Below are 17,530 nucleotides of genomic sequence, written 5' to 3'. Positions count from 1 at the left end.
GCGCCGACGCGGTTCAATCCGCCGATGCCCTCCCCGCCCGCCGCCGAGCTTCGCAGCAACGACGAGTCGATCCGCCGCAACCGTGGCTTCTACGAGCCGTTGTGGACGCGGGCGAACCTGGTCGAACCCTCGCGCTTCAATACCTGGCCCTTGCTGCAGGCGTTGGCGGACGAAGCACCGCGCCGGCTCGAAGTGGCGCCCGGACTGCGCCCGCGGCTGCCGCTGCGCGGCACCTGCTTCGTCGACTTGAGCCATGCCGCAGTACGGCGGCTGCAGGCCAGCGGGGCCACCGCGGTGCATGGCCTGATCGGCGCGCTGCCCTGGCGCGACGCCAGTTTCGACCTGGTCTGCGCGCTGGACATCCTCGAACACGTCGCCGACGACCACGGCGCGCTGGCGGAACTGGCCCGCGTGGCGGCTCCCGGCGCGCGCGTGCTGATGTCGGTGCCGCTGCACCCGCAGGCATGGACCGCGTTCGACGACTGCGTGGGCCACTGTCGCCGCTACGAGCCGGCGCAGATCCTCGCCCTGCTGGCCGAACACGGCTTCGTGCTGGAACACAGCGCGGTTTACGGCATGCAGCCGAATTCGCCGCGGTTGCTGGCCATGGCCGAGTGGTTCCTCGACCACCAGCGCGAACGCGCGATGTGGTGGTACAACCGCGTGTTCATGCCGCTGGGCCTGCATTTCCAGCAGCCGCTGCGCTGGCGCGAGGGACTGGGCAATACCGACGGCGTGGACGAAATCCTGCTGCGCTGCCGCCGCGCAGGTTGAGACCCAGCTCTCTGCCGCATTGCAACACCAGCCGGTCATTCCCGCTAAGATGCAACGGTTTACGACCAACGGCCACCCCATCCGATGCTCTATCAAATCCATGAATGGCAGCGCTCGCTGCTCGGTCCGCTGAGCTACTTCGCCGAGGCCAACGCCCGCATGCTCAGTGCCCGCGGCAACCCGTTCGCCGCCTGGCCCGGCGTGCAGCGGCTGTCCGCCGCCAACGAGCTGGTCTACCGGCTGGGCAAGGATTACGAGAAGCCCGCGTTCGGCATCCATGCCGCCGAGGCGCACGGGCAGGAAATCGCGGTGATCGAACGGGTGGCGCTGGCCAAATCTTTCTGCCAGCTCAAGCGCTTCAAGCGCTTCAGCGATGATCCGGCCACCATCGAGAAGATGAAGAAGGATCCGGTGGTGCTGGTGGTGGCGCCACTGTCCGGCCACCACGCCAGCCTGCTGCGCGATACCGTGCGCACCCTGCTGCGCGACCACAAGGTGTACATCACCGACTGGGTCGACGCGCGCATGGTGCCGGCCGCCGAGGGCACCTTCAGCCTGGACGACTACGTCGCCTACGTGGAGGATTTCATCCGCCACATCGGCGCCGAATCGCTGCATGTCATTTCCGTGTGCCAGCCCACCGTGCCGGTGCTGGCGGCGGTATCGCTGATGGCCGCGCGCGGCGAAGCCACCCCACGCAGCCTGACCATGATGGGCGGTCCGATCGACCCGCGGCGCAGCCCCACCAGCGTCGACAACCTGGCCACCCGGCAGCCGCTGGCGTGGTTCAGGGGCAACGTGATCCACACCGTACCGCCGAACTATCCGGGGCGCGGGCGGGAGGTCTACCCGGGCTTCCTGCAGCACGCCGGCTTCATCGCGATGAATCCCGGCCGGCACATGAGTTCGCACTGGGACTTCTACCAGGACCTGCTGCGCGGCGACCAGGAAGATGCCGAGGCGCACCGCAAGTTCTACGACGAGTACAACGCGGTGCTGGACATGCCGGCGCGGTTCTACCTGGACACGATCGAGAAGGTGTTCCAGCAGGCGCTGCTGCCGCGCGGGCTGTGGGACGTGGCCGGCGAGCGCGTGGAGCCCGCCGCGATCCGGCACAGCGCGCTGCTGACCATCGAGGGCGAGCTGGACGACATCTCCGGCCTGGGCCAGACCGAGGCCGCGCACGACCTGTGCAGCAGCATCCCGGCGAAGCGCCGCGCACACAAGGTGATCGAAGGCGCCGGCCACTACGGCATCTTCAGCGGACGGCGCTGGCGCGAGACCGTGTACCCGCAGGTACGCGACTTCATCCGCCAGTTCGACCAGCCGTTCCGGCCGGCCGGGCGCCGTCGCGGCGACGCGAAATAATCGGGCCACTCAGGCCCCGGGCCAGCCCCACAGCGCGTGGTCGAGGTCGCCATCCAGGCCGAAGCGCGACAGCGGCACGCGGCCATTGACCACCTCCACGCCCTCGGCGCGCAGCCGGCGGCACTGCTCGCGGAAGCCACGGCTGCCCGGCGGCATCGCGACGTGGCCGCTGGCCCGCAGCACGCGGAACCACGGCAACTCCATGCCCTCGGGCACCTCGCCCAGCAGCCGCCCGACCAGCCGTGCCCGCCCCGGCAGCCCCGCACGCGCGGCGATCGCGCCATAACTGGCCACGCGGCCGGGCGGAATCGCGGCGATGGCGGCATAGATGCGGGCGTTGCGGTCTTGCATGGGCACTCCGGTACAACCCGCCGACTCGGCAGGCGAGGCCCGACAGAGTAACCTCGGGCTCTGTCCCACGGGAATGGCACCATGCGCCACTTCGAAGCCGTGCGCTCCCACCTGGCCGGCGCGCACCAGTTGCACCACAACGATCCCTACCTGATCAGCTTCGACCTGGCGCTCGGCCAGGGTCGCCACCAGGGCATCTACCTGGCCGAGCTGGAGGGCGAATCCGGCCGTCGCTACCTGCGCGTGTCCACCCCGATCGGTCCGCTTGCCGGCACCGATCCGCAGCGCTGCCTGCGCTTCAACTGGGAACAGCGCACCGGTTTCCTGGCGGTGGCCGACCTGGACGGTTCGCCCTACCTGCACCTGTGCGAGAACCGCCTGTACGAATTCCTCGACGCCGCGGAACTGGACCGGGTGATCCGCGTGCTGGGCAAGCTGGGCGACCGCCTGGAGCAGGTCATCGCCAGCGACGAGGATGCCTTGTAGCGGTGCCTCAGAACGCCGCGCGATACGCCAGCACGAAGCCGTAGGCCAGCAGCGCGGTGATCGGCAGGGTCAGAATCCACGCCCATACCATCCGCTCTACCACCGACCAGCGAATCGCGCTGAAACGCTTGGCGGCGCCCACGCCCATGATCGAGGACGACACGATATGGGTGGTCGACACCGGGATGCCGAACACCGAGGCGCTGAGGATCACCAGCGCACCGCTGGTTTCGGCGGCGAAACCGTTGATCGGATGCAGCTTGACCATCTTGTGGCCCAGCGTCTTGATGATGCGCCAGCCGCCGCCGGCGGTGCCCGCGGCCATGGTCAGCGCCGAGACCACCTTCACCCACACCGGGATCACGAAGCCGCCGGCCGGGTTCTCCTCGATGCGCAGGAAGCCGAGTATCCACGGCAGGTGGTCGAACTCGTGCGCCGCGGTGGCGCCGGCCAGCGCCAGCGCGATGATGCCCATGCTCTTCTGCGCATCGTTCATGCCGTGCGCCACGCCCATCGCGCCGGCCGAGAGGATCTGCGCCTTGCCGAACAGCGCGTTGACGAACGGCGTGCGGCCGAACCGACGCGACCAGCCCTGACGGCTGGCGAACCACGACAGCAGCGCGTACAGCAAACCCATCACGATGAAACCGATGATGAAGCCGCCCACCGGCGACACCACCATCGGGATGATGACCTTGGGAATGACGCCGCTGCCTTCGAACCAGCCGCCATGGATCCAGATCACCGAGTCGAAGTTGTTGCCCGACGCGGCCAGCGCGGCGCCGACCAGGGAGCCGATCAGGGCGTGGCTGGAGCTCGACGGCAGGCCCAGCCACCAGGTGATCAGGTTCCACACGATCGCCGCCAGCAGCGCGCAGATCAGCAGCTGCGAGCTCACCTCCAGCACGCCGGCATTGATCAGGCCCGAGGCGATCGTGGCGGCCACGGCGGTGCCGAGGAAGGCGCCGACCAGGTTGGTGCCGGCGGCCATCAACACGGCCTGGCCCGGACTGAGCACCTTGGTGGCCACCACCGTGGCGATGGAATTGGCGGTGTCGTGGAAGCCGTTGATGTAGGTGAACGCCAGCGCGATCACCACCACCGCGATGACGACGCTCATGCGCGAACTCCCGCGGCAAGGCGGCGGCCGGCGGCCGAACGAGGCGAAAGGCGCAGGGTCACGAGCGGGCCCTCAGGAGTTCTTCAGCACGATCGAGTAGACGATATTGCCCACGTCGCGACACTTGTCGATGGCCTTCTCGATCAGCTCGAACAGATCCTTGGCCAGCATCGCGCGCATCGCGTCGCTGCCTTCGACATACAGGGTGCGGTACGGCGCCAGCAGCATGCGATCGCCCTCCGACTCCAGCGCCTGCAGGCGATCCTGCAGCTTCTTCACGCGATCGATGCGCAGGCCGTTGCGCAGCTCGCCGACCATTTCGGCCACCACCTCGCTGGAATGCAGCAGCACCTGCGCGCGCTGCGCGAAATCCACGCCGCCCAGGCGGGCGGAGACGATCTCGTAGCGCTCGGCGAACTTCTCGATGGTCTTGGGGATCTTGTACAGCGAGGAGTTCAGCGCCTCGATGTCCTCGCGATCCAGCGCGGTGACGAAGGTGTTGACCAGCCCCTCGCTGATCTGCGCGGCCAGCTCCTTCTCCCGCGCGCGGGTCGCCGCGAAGCGCGCCATCACCGAGCCCTGGTCCGGCTTGGTCAGCAGGTCGTGCAGGGCCTGGGCGCTTTCGCTGGCGGCGCTGGCGCTCTGTTCAAGCAGGCCGTAGAACTTGTCGCCTTTGCCGAAAATCGTCTGCAATGAAAACATGCTGGCCATGCCTGAAGGAGCGGGATGACGGAAATGTTACAGGATGCCCGTGCTGCCATGCATCAATATCCGCGTGAAGCCGAGCCCCGCTGCCCTTACACTGTGCCCATGCACCCTCCGACACCTTCGCCGCGATGCTGACCGAAATCGCGCTCGTCTTCGTGCTTGCGCTGTGCAACGGCTTCTTCGCGCTGTCGGAGATGGCCCTGGTCGCGTCGCGGCCCAGCCGCCTCAAGCAGATGGCCCGCACCAGCCGCAAGGCCGCGGCCGCGCTGCGCCACGCCGAGGCGCCGGAGCGCTTCCTCTCCACCGTGCAGGTCGGCATCACCCTGGTGATGCTGGTGACCGGCGCGGTTGCCGGCGATGCACTGGGCGCCCACATCGCCGCCGTGCTGACCGGCGAGCACATGGCCTGGCTGCTGCCGTACGCGCGCGGCGCGGGCATCGTGCTCGGTTTCGCGCTGATCTCGTACATCCAGATCGTGATCGGCGAACTGGTGCCCAAGCGGCTGGCGCTCGCCGCACCGGAGAAGGTGGCGTCGTACGCCGCCATCCCGATGCTGGTGCTGGCGCGGATCACCTCGCCGTTCGTGTGGCTGCTCAACGCATCCAGCGGCCTGCTGCTGCGCCTGCTGCGCATCAATACGCACGGCCGCGGCGTGGTCACCGAGGAGGAGATCCGCCTGCTGGTTGCCGAGAGCGTCGAGGCGGGCGTGATCGACGAGGACGAACACAACATGGTCAACCGCGTGCTGCGCCTGGGCGACCGCACGGTGGACAGCGTGATGACGCCGCGCATGCGCATCGCCTGGCTGGACCTCACCGCATCGCGCGAGGAGAACATCGAGGTGATGCGGCAGACGCCGTACTCGCGCTACCCGGTGTACCGCGGCGACGAGAGCGACGTGGTCGGCGTGGTCGAGGTCAAGCGCATGCTGCACAGCTTCGCCGAAGGCAGCCCGGAGTTGTTCGGCCATCTGTCCCGGCCGCTGTTCGTGCCGGCCACGGCGCGCGCCCTCGACCTGCTGGAGGAGTTCCGCGACGCCGAGACGCCGCTGGCCCTGGTGGTGGACGAGTACGGCGACATCGAGGGCGTGGTCACCGTCAACGACCTGCTGGCCGCGGTGGTCGGCGCCAGCCAGATCGGCCACGGCGGCAGCGACGAAAGCCCGATCAAGCAGCGCGCCGACGGCAGCTGGCTGATCGACGGCAGCCTGTCCACCGACGACCTGCGCGAACTGCTGCGCACCGGCGAACTGCCGGGCGAGGCGGACCACGATTTCCGCACCGTGGCCGGCATGGTGATGACCGCGTTGGGCCACGTGCCGCAGGTCGGCGAGGTATTCGCCTGGCGCGGCATCCGCTTCGAGGTGGTCGACCTGGACGGCGCCCGCATCGACAAGCTGCTGGTCACCCCGGCGCCGTCGCTGGAACCGGCCGACGACGAGATGTAGGAGCGCCGTTCGTCGGCCCGACGAGCTGTAGGGCGGGCACTGCCCGCCGCCCTTGCACCGCTACGGCATCGCCAGAAATGGCGGGCACTGCCCGCCCTACGGATCGTGCCGTTTCGCCAGTCCCGCCATGCGCTGTGCATCGGCCAGGATGCCGTGCAACACACGCAACTCGCGCTGGTCCGGCTGGGCGCGCTGGAACAGCTTGCGCAGGCGCAGCATGATCGTGGTCGGCTCGCGGCCCTTGTGGAACTCGATGTCGTCCAGTGTCTGCGCCAGATGGCGGTAGAACTGTTCCATCAGGGCGGCATCGGCGAGCGGCTCGTCGTGCTCCGGCGGTGGTGCGGGCACTTCGTCGCCCAGGGCCGCCATGCGCAATTCGTACGCCATCACCTGCACCGCCTGCGACAGGTTGAGCGAGCTGAAATCGTCCACGCTGGGAATCCGCACCATCGCGTGGCAGTGCGCCAGCTCCTCGTTCGCCAGCCCGCTGCGCTCGTTGCCGAACAGCAGCGCCACCTGTTCGCCGCGCCGCGCGGCAGCCAGCGCCTGTCGCGCGGCTTCGCGCGGCCCGAGTTCCGGCAGGGTGATGCCGCGCCGGCGCGCGGAAAGGCCCAGCGCGAAACTGCAGCCGGCCAGCGCGTCGACCAGCTCGCCGTGCACGCCGGCATGCTCGAGCACGTCATCGGCACCGGCCGCCAGCGCGTTCGCCTCGCGGTCGGGGAAATGTGCCGGGCTGACCAGCTCCATCCGCGCGAAACCCATCGTGCGGATCGCCCGTGCCGCGCTGCCGATGTTGCCCGGGTGCGAGGTACGCACCAGCACGAAGCGGAGGCGGGAAGCGAGGTCGGCGGTGTCGGGCATGCGCGGATCGGCGTGGCGGGCGGAACACGCAAGGATAACGGACAAGCGCCGGCGCCGGCCGCTTTCCGCCCGCAGCGGCGGGCGGCCTGCTAGAATCGGCGGCCGCAAACCCCGCTCTCTTCCAAAGTCGATACCCATGGCCAGACCACACGTCACGATCGCGGCGCGCGCCGCGCGTTCCGCAGGCAATGTGATCCTGCGCTACATGAACCGCATCGACGGCCTGCACGTGGTCGAGAAGCAGCAGATGGATTTCGTCTCCGAGGTCGACAAGCTGGCCGAGGCGGAAATCGTCAAGGAACTGCGCCGCGCCTACCCCGACCACGCCATCCTCGCCGAGGAAAGCGGCGCGACCGGCAAGGGGCCGCTGACCTGGGTGATCGACCCGCTGGACGGCACCCACAACTACCTGCGTGGCATCCCCCACTTCTGCGTGTCGATCGCGCTGCTGGAAAAGGGCGTGCCGATCCACGCGGTGGTATTCGACCCGCTGCGCGACGAGCTGTACACTGCCAGCAAGGGCGACGGCGCCTACCTCAACGACCGCCGCATGCGCGTGGGCAAACGCGAGAACCTGGGCGGCGCGATGATCGCCACCGGCTTCCCGTTCCGCCAGCGCGAGCACCTCGGCCCGCAGCTGGACATGACCCGCGCCATCCTCGGCCAGGCCGAGGACATCCGCCGCTCCGGCTCCGCCGCGCTGGATCTGGCCTATGTCGCTGCCGGTCGCTACGACGGCTATTTCGAGATCGGCCTGAAGCCCTGGGACATGGCCGCGGGCGTCTTGCTGGTGCACGAAGCCGGCGGCCGCTACTGCGACTTCGCCGGCCGCGACGGCATCCCGGAAAGCGGCAACCTCATCGCCGGCAACCTCAACGTGGCCAAGGCGATGGTCGACGCCATCGGGCAACAGGCGACGCCGGTGCTGCTCAAGGCTTGAGGTAGCCGCGCGCTACTGTGCCCACGCAGTTCACCGGTTCCCATCTGAAAGCGGCGGACACTTCGCGATATCAGGTTCACCGATGCGAGTCGCCGAAATGATGTCCGGCGGCACGGCCGGTGAATCGGGTGCCACGGCCCCGACAGCACCTCCCCAAATAGCGCTCGTGCCGCCGAGCCCCGTCGGCGTAGGGTGCAGACTTACTCCGTAACCACCATCGGGGGAGCGCACGAGTTCCAGTTCGACGGTGTGTTCGCGCAGGCTCCAGGAAAAGAAGCCTTGCGCGGGAACGTAGTCGCCCTCCGCTGGTGCGCCAACGCGTTCAAGCACGAAGCAGGCATTGTCAGGATCACGCCGAAGCGAATCGCGAAACGTGTAGCCCTGCCGATCCAGCAGGGGTTGCTCGAAGAGAACCATCGTCCCGCTACGGAACACACGAGCTGACGACCCTGCACAGGAACCATGGCAGATTCGCACCACATAGGTGCCCGCGTAAACCGCAGGATGAGTTGCCGAATAGGGCTCGACCGTGCTTCCAAGAAGCGCCGCGATCACGACGCCGGAGAACAGCCACGCCATGGCATCGACTCCCGATGTTGCTCCGAGGAATCATGCGCGTGCGAAACAGCTCGCACAAGAACGACTCGACAACTGCGCGCGCCAACAAGGCCATCGGCGCCTGGCGCGGTTCGCCCGGTCGCACGCTGGCGACCGGGCAATGGACAGACTACTTCACGACCAGGTTCGCCTGCATCGTCGGGTGGAACTTGCAAAACACCACGAAGGTGCCGGCCTTCGCCGTCATGCGCGCCGTGGCGCCCGGCTTGAGGTCAACGTCGAAGCTGCCGTCGCGGGCGGTGGCGCTGTGTTCGAGGATGCCGTGGTTGGCCCATTCGATGATGTCGCCGGCGCGCACGTCGGCAGGCATCGGGCCGAAGGCCATCTTGTCGATCACGACCACGTGCACGCGCGGGGCGGTCGCCGCGCCGGCGGCGGTGGCCGGCACGAAGCCGCCCACCAGCGCCAGCGCGATGCCGAGCCAAAGCATCATGCGAAGCATGGCGCGCTCCCTACTTCAGGCTCTGCGCCAGATGCTCGGCATGCATCTGGTGCGACTGGAACAGCTTCAGCCCGGTTTCCAGCAGCGACTTCAGCTCCGCGTTCTGTGCCGCCGGAATCAGCGTGCCGCTCAACGCACCGTTGACGGTCTGGTGGAAGGCGACTTCGTTGGCAGCGTAGGCCTTGTCGTAGGCATCGCCGCTCAACGCGGCAAGTTTGGCCTGCTCGGCCGCGGCGGCGCTGGCCAGCGACTGGCTGGTCGCGTTGTCCTCGGGCGTCACGCCCAGCTTCTTCACCAGCGCCAGCGCCTGCTCGTTCACCGCCGCGTGGTCGCGTGCCATTTCCTCGGCGAAGGCGCGCACCGCCGGGTTGTGCGACTTCTGCAGCGCCTGCTTCGCCGCGGTGACGTCGATCGCGCCGGCGGTGTAGGCGATGTGCGCGATCTGCGCGTCATTGGGAGCCGGCGCGGCGGCATCGGCCTGCATGGCGGGACCGGCGGCCAGCGCCAGGCCGAGGATGAGGGCAAACAGCGGCTTGTTCATGATGGGTGATTCCTTGGGCTTGATGGGCGGCACGCAGCGGCCGCCCGTGCCCATCTGATGCAACCGCGGCGCGCCGGTTCCCGCCAATCGGTCACGGGCCGCGGGAACCTCGCGGCATGCAAATGCATCGGATCGGGTGTAGAAGGAGGAAACCATGCCCAACCAAGCCCGTATTGCACCCGTCGACTACGCCACCCTGGATGACCACGCGCTGGTGGCGTGCGTCCGCAACGGCGAGCGCGCGGCGTTCCGACACATCATGCAGCGCTGCAACCAGCGCCTGTTCCGCGTCGCGCGCGCGGTGATCGGCGACGACTCGGAAGCGGAAGACGTGCTGCAGGAATCGTATATGCGTGCCTATCACAAGCTGGATTCGTTCCGTGGCGAGGCGACCCTGTCGACCTGGCTGACCACGATCGTGCTCAACGAGGCCCGTGGCCGCTTGCGCAAGCGCCACACCATGGTCGGGCTGGAACAGGTGGACGCCGCACCCGACGACACGCACCAAATCATCCGCTTCCCCTCGGCCTTCGGCAGCGAGGACCCCGCCGCCTCCGCCGCGCGCGCGCAGATCCGCCACCTGCTCGAGCACGCCATCGACGAACTGCCGCCGGCTTTCCGCGTGGTGTACATGCTGCGCGAGGTCGAGGAATGCAGCGTGGAGGAAACCGCCAGCCAGCTCGGCATCAAGCCGGAGACGGTGAAAACCCGCCTGCATCGCGCCCGCCGCCAGCTGCGCGCCGCGTTGCACGACAAGCTCGCCACCACCGTCGGCGAGGCTTTCGCCTTCATGGGCCGCCGCTGCGCCCGCGTCACCGACGCGGTGATGGCGCGACTGGACGCCGAGACGGGCGAGGCCTGACGCCGGTCAGGACGCGCCAGCCCCACCCTCGCGCAGGAAATCGCGCAGGAACGGGATGGTGACGCGCCGCTGCGCGGCCAGCGAGGCGGCGTCCAGCTTGTCGAGCAGGTCGAGCAAGGCGCCGAGGTCGCGCGCATAGCGGGCAAACAGCCAGTCAAGCACGCTGTCGTCCAGCTCGATGCCGCGCGAGGACGCCTGCGCCTTCAACACCGCGCGCCGTTCGTCGTCGTCCAACGGCTTCAACGCGAACTGGGTGCAGGCGCCGAGGCGCGAGCGCAGGTCGGGCAGCTCGATGCCCATCTGCGCGGGCGTGGCGTCGGCGGCGAACAACAGCGCGTGACCCTCGGCTCTCGCGCGGTTGTAGAGGTCGAACAGCGCATGTTCCGCATCGCGCTTGCCGGCGATGGAACCGAGATCATCCAGCGCCAGCAGCTCGCTGCCGGCGACGCCGCGCATGACGGCCGCGGCATCACCCATCGTGGCCAGCGGCAGGTATTGCGCGCGCCGGCCGGCCGCGGTGGCGGCCTGGCAGGTGGCCAGCAGGAGGTGGCTGCGGCCGCTGCCGGCCACGCCATGCAGGTAGATCCAGGGCACACCGGGCTCCACCGCGAAGCGGCGCAGCGCAGCCAGCGCGGCCGCGTTGGCGCCGGCGTGGAAATGCTCGAAGCGCTGGCGTCGAGGCCAGCGCAGCGCGAGCGGCAGTTGCGGGTTCATTCGACCGGCCGGTCCCCCGGCGCGGGCGTCACCTGCTCCCCGGCAGCGACGTCGCCATCGGCGCGCACGGCCACCTCGACCTCGGCGATCACCGGGTCGGCCGGTCCCTCGTCGTTGTACAGCTCGCTCATCCGGTAGCGTTCGACCAGGTAGCGCAGCAGCACCACGATCACCGACGCGGCCGGCAAGGCCAGCAGCACGCCGAGGAAGCCGAACAGGTAACCGCCGGCCAGCACCGCGAAGATCACCGCCACCGGATGCAGGCCGATCTTGTCGCCAACCAGCTTGGGCACCAGCACGTAGCCTTCCAGCAGCTGGCCCAGCATGAACACGCCGCACACCATCAGCACGTGGGCCCAGTCGCCGAACTGCACCAGCGCAGCGATGATCGCGGCGACGAAGCCGATGATGAAACCGAGATACGGCACGAAACTGAGCAGGCCGGCGACCATGCCGATCAGCAGGCCGACCGACAGGCCCACCAGGCCCAGCCCGGTGCCGTAGAACACGCCCAGCGCGAGCATCACCAGCAGCTGGCCGCGCACGAAGGCGCCGAGGATGGCATCGGACTCACGCGCCAGGTGCGCGATGGTCGGCTGCACCGAGCGCGGCAGCATGCCGTCGATGGTGGCCACCAGCCGATCCCAGTCGCGCAGCAGATAGAACGCCACCACCGGGATCAGCACCAGGTTGGTCAGCCACATGGCGATGCCGACGCCCGAACGCGAGACCTTGCCGATCACCGCGGTGGCGACGCCGCCGATCGAGCCGATGTGCGCCTTGAGGGTGCCGAGCAGGCGCTCGCTGTCGAAGGTGTGCGGGTCCAGGTGCAGTCGCGCCTGCAGCCATGGCCAGGCCACGTTCTGCGCCCAGTCGCCGTAGCGCGGCAAGTTGCTGACCAGGTTCTCGACCTGGTGGACGATCATCGGGATCAGCAGCAGCAGCACGCCGACGACCACCACCAGGAGCACCACGAAGACGATCGTGGCCGCCCACATCCGCTTCAGCCCCAGCCGCTCCAGCCGGTCGGCCAGCGGATCGCCCAGGTAGGCCAGCATCGCGGCGATCGCGAACGGCATCAGCACCGGCGCCAGCAGCCACAGCAGATAGACGATGACGGCGGCGAGCGCGAACAGCTGCCAGCGCCGCGAGATGTCCTTGTCCCGGGTCACCCGATCCACCGCCTTCACCGCAGCCAGCGCAAGTTGGCGTCCGCACCCTCGTGCGGTTCGCCCTGCAGCAGCAAGCGCCCGCCCGCGGCGAGGCTGGTGGCCAGCGCCTTGATCGGCATCGACGCGGTGACACCCAGCAGGACGCCGTCGTTCAGCGCACCGATCGTGGTCACCTGGTGCACCGAGGGATCGCTGTCGAGCGTGGCGAGCAGGCTGGCGTACTCATCGGCCGAATCCACGCCGCTGATCCACAGCTTGCCTTCGCTGGTCGCCGCGCCGATCACGTTGAGCTGCTTGCCCAGCCGGTCGACCAGGCCGTTGCCGGCATCGGCCAGCACGGCATCCTCGTCCGTACCCTGGTTGCTCCAGCGCTGCGCCTGGCCGCCGGCAATCAGCGTCCAGTCCGCGGTGCCGGCGTGCAGGCTGCCGAGCAGGACCAGGCCGGTGTGGTACTGCCGGTTGATGCGCGCCAGCGTGGCCGGGTCGGCCGCCGCGACCAGCGCCGGATCGGGCTCGCTGCCGGGCTCGGGGAAGACCACCGTGGTGCCGCGCGCCGCGGCAGTGGTGGCCAGGCTGGCCAGTTGCGCCGGATCGACGGCGCTGCCGTCGGCCTGCCGCACCAGCAGCAGCACCGGCGGCTTGATCCCCGCGCTGGCCACGCCGAGCTTGCCGATCAGCCGACGCACCGAGGCCGGCGCGAAATCCACGTCCAGCACCAGGCCGGTGGCGGCGCGCTGGTACTGGAACTTCTGCACCAGCGAACTGGCGCTGCCCAGCGCCTCGGCGTAGCCCGGGTTGGCGCGCAGGTCCTGCCCGCCGGCCACCCGCGCCATCACCTGCGCCAGCGCGGTGGAGAACGCCTGGTCGCGCTGCTCGTCGCTGGTGTCGGTCACCGGCACGGTGACCGAATACGGCGAGCCGGCCGCCTGCGCATGCAGGCGCGGCAGCGCCGCCAGCCCGAGCAGCAGGAACACGATCCACAGACGGTGCAGGCGCATGGGCACGGCGATCTTCCTGAAGAAAACACGGGTGAAGTCTGCCCAATCCCGCCCGAAGCGTCCATCCATGCGGTGCGGCGGCGACCGGATGCCGCGGGTTTCGGTGGCGCATGCTGCTAAACTTGCGCGTTTCTGCCACGCCGGTTTCCGCCATGTCCGACGCCCTCACCTACCGCGCCGCCGGCGTCGATATCGACGCCGGCAATGCCGTGGTCGAACGCATCAAGCCGCTGGTCAAGCGCACCTTCCGCCCCGAGGTGATGGGCGGGCTGGGCGGCTTCGGCGGCCTGTTCGATCTCTCCGGCCGCTACCGGGAGCCGGTGCTGGTGTCCGGCACCGACGGCGTCGGCACCAAGCTCAAGCTCGCCCAGCAACTGGGCCGGCACGACACCATCGGCATCGACCTGGTCGGCATGTGCGTCAACGACGTGCTGGTGCAGGGCGCCGAGCCGCTGTTCTTCCTCGACTACTTTGCCACCGGCAAGCTGGACGTGGAGACCACCGTGGCCGTGGTCGGCGGCATCGCCAGGGGTTGCGAGCTGGCCGGTTGCGCGCTGATCGGCGGCGAAACCGCCGAGATGCCCGACATGTACCCGCCCGGCGAATACGACCTGGCCGGCTTCACCGTCGGCGCGGTGGAAAAGTCACGCATGCTGAGCGGCGCGTCGATCGTGGCCGGCGACGTGGTGCTGGGCGTCGCCTCGAGCGGGCCGCACTCGAACGGCTATTCGCTGGTGCGCAGGATTCTCGAGCGCGCCGGCAACCCGTGGGAGCTTGATCTCGGCGGCGTGACCCTGGCCGATGCGCTGATGGCGCCAACCACGATCTACGTGAAGCCGATGCTGGAGTTGTTGAAGGAAAGCGTGGTCCACGGACTCGCCCACATCACCGGCGGCGGCCTCAAGGAAAACATCATCCGCGTGGTGCCCGACGGCCTCGGCCTCGCGCTGGACGCATCGGCCATCGTGCTGCCGCCGGTGTTCGACTGGCTGATGCGCGAAGGCAAGGTCGCGCGCGAGGAAATGTGGCGCACGTTCAACTGCGGCATCGGCTTCACCGTGATCCTGCCGCCCGACGCCGTGGCCGACGCGTCCGCGCTGCTGGCGCAGCACGGCCTGGCCAGCTCGGTGATCGGCGCGGTGGTGAAGGCACAGGACGACGAGCGCGTGCATATCGGCTGACATATCGTGACCGCCCGCGCTGCGCCGACATACCGTTCGCCCTGAGCGCAGCGCACGCGGAAAGCAACCGGAAATGGCTGCTTTTTCAGGAAGCGAGGAAGCCGAAGGACCCTTCGACTCCGCCCCCGCGGGCCCACGCTCAGGGCGAACGGCGAAAACCATGACCTCACCAACACGCATCGCCGTCCTCGCCTCCGGCCGCGGCAGCAATCTCGCCGCGCTGATTGCCGCGCGCGACGCCGGCACCCTGCCGGTGGAATTCGCCCTCGTGGCCAGCGACAAGGCCGACGCCGGCGCGCTGCGCCTGGCCGAGGCGGCCGGCATCCCCACCCTGGCGCTGTCGCCGAAAGCCTATCCCGATCGCCGCGCCTACGACCTGGACCTGTTCGGCCGCGTTGCCGCCAGCGGTGCCGAGCTGCTGGTGCTGGCCGGTTTCATGCGCGTGATCGACGCCGAGGCATTGCGTCCGTGGGTCGGCCGCGTGATCAACATCCATCCTTCGCTGCTGCCGAAGTACCGCGGCCTGCACACCCATCGGCGCGCGCTGGAAGCCGGCGACGCCGAACATGGCGCCAGCGTGCATTTCGTCACCGCCGAGCTCGATGGCGGCCCGGTGATCGCCCAGGCACGGCTGGCGATCGAGGCCGGCGACGACGAACAGCGCCTGGCCGAGCGCCTGCTGCCGCTGGAACACCGCCTGCTGCCGGCCGTGCTCGGCCTGCTCGCCAGCGGTCGCCTGCAATGGCGCGACGGCACGGCGCACCATGCCGGGCAGCCGCTGTCGGCCCCGCTGCTGCTGGGCGACCACGGCCTGGAGTGATGCACCATTCAGGCCGGCGCGGGCAGACTCCGGGCATGACCATGCGACCCCTGCTCGCCACCCTGCTGGCCCTTTCCTTCTGGCTTGGCACCGCCACCGCGGCCACCACGCCGGGCGCCTTCACTGCCACCTACGAGGTGTCGCGCGACGGCAGCCCGATGGGCACCGCCACGGTGAGCCTGCAGAACGACGGCAACGGTCAGTGGACCTACCGCAAGGCGGTCAAGGGCACCGGCGGCCTCGCCGCGCTGCTCGGCGCCAGCACGGACGAGACCTCACGCTTCCGCTGGAAGGGCCAGCTGCCCGAGGCGATCAGCTACGACTATCAGCTGCGGACCGGGATCAAGGACAAGACGCGCCACCTGCGCGTGGACTGGAACGCCCGCCAGGTGCACGTCGAGAGCAGCAAGGGCAGCGAGAGCTATCCGGCGCAGCCGGGCATCGTCGAGCGCAACACCTTGCCGCTGGCGCTGGGCGTGGCCCTGCGGGATGGCCAGCAGCAGGTGGCGCTGGCGGTCGCCGTGCGCCAGCGGGTGGAGACCCAGCAATTCAGGGTCGTCGGCAAGGAAAACATCCAGGTTCCCGCCGGCAGCTTCCAGGCCCAGCGGGTCGACCGCACCGATGCCGACCGCGGCTTCAGTGCCTGGTATGCGCCCGAGCGCTACCCGCTGCCGGTCAAGCTGTCGCAGCACGATGGCGGCGACCTCACGATGGAGCTGGTGAGCTACAAGGCCGACTGATCCGTAGGAGCCCGCTCGCGGGCGATGCTTTTGGCGAATCCCCAATGCCGAGTCCCGGCACAAAAGCATCGCCCGCGAGCGAGCTCCTACGGGTGGGGACGCGGTCCTAGGACGCCGGATCAGCTCGGCAGGCGGCGGATACGCGCGCCGAGCACGCCGAGCTTCTCCTCGATGTTCTCGTAGCCGCGATCGATGTGATACACGCGGTCGACCACGGTTTCGCCGCTGGCGACCAGGCCGGCCAGCACCAGGCAGGCCGAGGCACGCAGGTCGGTGGCCATGATCGGCGCGCCGCTCATGTGCTCCACGCCCTTCACGATCGCGGTGTTGCCTTCCAGTCGGATGTCGGCGCCCAGGCGCTGCAGTTCGTGCGCGTGCATGAAGCGGTTCTCGAACACCGTCTCGGTGACCACGCCGGTGCCTTCGGCCACGCAGTTGAGCGCGGTGAACTGCGCCTGCATGTCGGTCGGGAACGCCGGGTACGGCGCGGTGCTGATGTTGACCGCCTTCGGCCGGCGCCCGCCCATGTCCAGCTCGATCCAGTCGTCACCGGTGGAAATCTGCGCGCCGGCTTCCTCCAGCTTGGCCAGCACCGCGTCCAGCGTGTTGGCGCGGGCGTGGCGCGCGCGCACCTTGCCGCCGGTCATCGCCGCGCCGACCAGGAAGGTGCCGGTCTCGATGCGGTCGGGCAGCACGCTGTACTCGGCGCCGTGCAGGCGCTCCACGCCGTGAATCACCATGGTGGAACTGCCGGCGCCCTCGATCTGCGCGCCCATCGCCATCAGGCAATGCGCCAGATCCACCACCTCGGGCTCCTGCGCGGCGTTGTCGATGATGGTGGTGCCCTGCGCCAGGGTCGCGGCCATCATGATGTTCTCGGTGCCGGTGACGGTGACCATGTCCATGGTGACGCGCGCGCCCTTCAGCCGCGACGCCTTCGCCTTGATGTAGCCGTTCTCCACCGTGATGTCGGCGCCCAGCGCCTGCAGCCCGCGGATGTGCTGATCGACCGGGCGCGAACCGATCGCGCAGCCACCGGGCAGCGAGACCTCGGCCTGGCCGAAGCGCGCCACCAGCGGGCCGAGCACCAGGATCGAGGCGCGCATGGTGCGCACCAGGTCGTACGGCGCCACGCAGGTGCTGGTGGTGCGCGGGTCGACGTGCATCTTCATGCGGTCATCCAGCACCAGTTGCACGCCCATCTGGCCGAGCAGCTCGATGAAGGTGGTGACGTCGTGCAGATGCGGCACGTTGCCGATGCTGACCGGCTCGTCGGCCAGCAGGCAGGCGGCGAGGATCGGCAGCACGGCGTTCTTGGCGCCGGAAATGCCGACCTCGCCATGAAGTGGCACGCCGCCGTTGATGAGGATTTTGGCCATTGAGCTG

At 69.1% G+C, this 17,530-nt stretch carries 20 protein-coding genes; 9 read left to right on the top strand and 11 right to left on the bottom strand.

Translation table 11 applies throughout. From position 1 onward, the window contains the following. Window positions 1-24 precede the first annotated feature (24 nt). Both ACVCL3_RS14735 and ACVCL3_RS14730 read left to right on the top strand, forming a co-directional pair. On the top strand, window positions 25-774 hold the full coding sequence (locus ACVCL3_RS14735; RefSeq protein ID WP_447099792.1) for a class I SAM-dependent methyltransferase: 750 nt from the start codon (window positions 25-27) through the stop codon (window positions 772-774). A gap of 84 nt (window positions 775-858) precedes the next feature. Next, entirely contained in the window at window positions 859-2,142 is a 1,284-nt protein-coding gene (locus ACVCL3_RS14730; RefSeq protein WP_395120007.1) for a polyhydroxyalkanoate depolymerase, read from the top strand. Window positions 2,143-2,151: 9 nt separating this feature from the next. On the opposite strand, the gene ACVCL3_RS14725 is transcribed toward ACVCL3_RS14730, so the two are convergent. Beyond that, window positions 2,152-2,493 carry an MGMT family protein gene (locus tag ACVCL3_RS14725; RefSeq protein ID WP_395120008.1) on the bottom strand — a complete coding sequence of 114 codons (342 nt, stop codon included), beginning with the start codon at window positions 2,491-2,493 and terminating at the stop codon, window positions 2,152-2,154. Window positions 2,494-2,574: 81 nt separating this feature from the next. Between ACVCL3_RS14725 and ACVCL3_RS14720 the strand changes: the two genes are divergently transcribed. Next, entirely contained in the window at window positions 2,575-2,979 is a 405-nt protein-coding gene (locus tag ACVCL3_RS14720; RefSeq protein WP_395120009.1) for a hypothetical protein, read from the top strand. Window positions 2,980-2,986: 7 nt separating this feature from the next. Here ACVCL3_RS14720 and ACVCL3_RS14715 read toward each other — a convergent pair whose 3' ends face one another. Both ACVCL3_RS14715 and ACVCL3_RS14710 read right to left on the bottom strand, forming a co-directional pair. Beyond that, on the bottom strand, window positions 2,987-4,099 hold the full coding sequence (locus ACVCL3_RS14715; protein ID WP_447099791.1) for an anion permease: 1,113 nt from the start codon (window positions 4,097-4,099) through the stop codon (window positions 2,987-2,989). A gap of 72 nt (window positions 4,100-4,171) precedes the next feature. After that, window positions 4,172-4,801 carry a DUF47 domain-containing protein gene (locus tag ACVCL3_RS14710; RefSeq protein WP_136259163.1) on the bottom strand — a complete coding sequence of 210 codons (630 nt, stop codon included), beginning with the start codon at window positions 4,799-4,801 and terminating at the stop codon, window positions 4,172-4,174. 134 nt (window positions 4,802-4,935) lie between these two features. On the opposite strand from ACVCL3_RS14710, the gene ACVCL3_RS14705 reads away from it, so the two are divergent. Further along, window positions 4,936-6,255: a hemolysin family protein gene (locus tag ACVCL3_RS14705; protein ID WP_447099790.1), complete on the top strand. Its 1,320-nt coding sequence runs from the start codon at window positions 4,936-4,938 to the stop codon at window positions 6,253-6,255. Between the two features lie 96 nt (window positions 6,256-6,351). Here ACVCL3_RS14705 and ACVCL3_RS14700 read toward each other — a convergent pair whose 3' ends face one another. Next, the gene (locus tag ACVCL3_RS14700; protein WP_447099789.1) at window positions 6,352-7,116 is read right to left on the bottom strand and encodes an RNA methyltransferase; all 765 of its coding nucleotides are present in this window, start codon (window positions 7,114-7,116) and stop codon (window positions 6,352-6,354) included. Between the two features lie 136 nt (window positions 7,117-7,252). Between ACVCL3_RS14700 and ACVCL3_RS14695 the strand changes: the two genes are divergently transcribed. Next, on the top strand, window positions 7,253-8,056 hold the full coding sequence (locus tag ACVCL3_RS14695) for an inositol monophosphatase family protein (RefSeq protein WP_447099788.1): 804 nt from the start codon (window positions 7,253-7,255) through the stop codon (window positions 8,054-8,056). 30 nt (window positions 8,057-8,086) lie between these two features. Here the strand turns inward: ACVCL3_RS14695 and ACVCL3_RS14690 are convergent, their stop codons facing one another. From ACVCL3_RS14690 to ACVCL3_RS14680, 3 genes are all read right to left on the bottom strand, one after another. Next, window positions 8,087-8,635, bottom strand: a complete 549-nt coding sequence (locus ACVCL3_RS14690; protein ID WP_447099787.1) for a hypothetical protein — start codon at window positions 8,633-8,635, stop codon at window positions 8,087-8,089. 148 nt (window positions 8,636-8,783) lie between these two features. Further along, on the bottom strand, window positions 8,784-9,116 hold the full coding sequence (locus tag ACVCL3_RS14685) for a cupredoxin domain-containing protein (protein WP_447099786.1): 333 nt from the start codon (window positions 9,114-9,116) through the stop codon (window positions 8,784-8,786). A gap of 10 nt (window positions 9,117-9,126) precedes the next feature. Beyond that, complete coding sequence (locus tag ACVCL3_RS14680; RefSeq protein ID WP_447098216.1) at window positions 9,127-9,657, bottom strand: DUF4142 domain-containing protein; 531 nt, start codon at window positions 9,655-9,657, stop codon at window positions 9,127-9,129. Window positions 9,658-9,811: 154 nt separating this feature from the next. Here ACVCL3_RS14680 and ACVCL3_RS14675 point away from each other — a divergent pair, with 154 nt between their 5' ends. Beyond that, window positions 9,812-10,519, top strand: coding sequence for an RNA polymerase sigma factor (locus tag ACVCL3_RS14675; RefSeq protein ID WP_395120017.1), 708 nt, complete (start codon window positions 9,812-9,814; stop codon window positions 10,517-10,519). Between the two features lie 6 nt (window positions 10,520-10,525). Here ACVCL3_RS14675 and hda read toward each other — a convergent pair whose 3' ends face one another. From hda to ACVCL3_RS14660, 3 genes are read right to left on the bottom strand one after another with little or no spacing between them, the layout of a single operon-like run. Beyond that, window positions 10,526-11,233 carry a DnaA regulatory inactivator Hda gene (gene hda, locus ACVCL3_RS14670; protein ID WP_395120018.1) on the bottom strand — a complete coding sequence of 236 codons (708 nt, stop codon included), beginning with the start codon at window positions 11,231-11,233 and terminating at the stop codon, window positions 10,526-10,528. Further along, window positions 11,230-12,405, bottom strand: coding sequence for an AI-2E family transporter (locus ACVCL3_RS14665; protein ID WP_447099785.1), 1,176 nt, complete (start codon window positions 12,403-12,405; stop codon window positions 11,230-11,232). The genes hda and ACVCL3_RS14665 overlap by 4 nt, the downstream gene beginning before the upstream one ends. A gap of 14 nt (window positions 12,406-12,419) precedes the next feature. Beyond that, a complete protein-coding gene (locus ACVCL3_RS14660; RefSeq protein ID WP_447101537.1) occupies window positions 12,420-13,403 on the bottom strand; it encodes a DUF2066 domain-containing protein in 984 nt (327 codons plus the stop codon). A gap of 152 nt (window positions 13,404-13,555) precedes the next feature. Here ACVCL3_RS14660 and purM point away from each other — a divergent pair, with 152 nt between their 5' ends. The 3 genes from purM to ACVCL3_RS14645 all read left to right on the top strand — a co-directional run bounded on the left by purM (window position 13,556) and on the right by ACVCL3_RS14645 (window position 16,144). Beyond that, on the top strand, window positions 13,556-14,584 hold the full coding sequence (gene purM, locus ACVCL3_RS14655; RefSeq protein ID WP_447099784.1) for a phosphoribosylformylglycinamidine cyclo-ligase: 1,029 nt from the start codon (window positions 13,556-13,558) through the stop codon (window positions 14,582-14,584). A gap of 160 nt (window positions 14,585-14,744) precedes the next feature. Further along, complete coding sequence (gene purN, locus ACVCL3_RS14650; RefSeq protein WP_395120021.1) at window positions 14,745-15,404, top strand: phosphoribosylglycinamide formyltransferase; 660 nt, start codon at window positions 14,745-14,747, stop codon at window positions 15,402-15,404. A 35-nt stretch (window positions 15,405-15,439) separates the two neighbouring features. Further along, window positions 15,440-16,144 (top strand): DUF3108 domain-containing protein, encoded by a 705-nt coding sequence (locus tag ACVCL3_RS14645; RefSeq protein ID WP_447099783.1) that lies wholly within the window; start codon window positions 15,440-15,442, stop codon window positions 16,142-16,144. 119 nt (window positions 16,145-16,263) lie between these two features. On the opposite strand, the gene murA is transcribed toward ACVCL3_RS14645, so the two are convergent. After that, window positions 16,264-17,523, bottom strand: a complete 1,260-nt coding sequence (gene murA / locus ACVCL3_RS14640; RefSeq protein ID WP_447098210.1) for a UDP-N-acetylglucosamine 1-carboxyvinyltransferase — start codon at window positions 17,521-17,523, stop codon at window positions 16,264-16,266. Window positions 17,524-17,530: the final 7 nt, after the last annotated feature.

This window comes from Rhodanobacter sp. UC4437_H4 (genome assembly GCF_052978425.1).
This window is presented reverse-complemented; position numbering and strand designations above follow the sequence as displayed.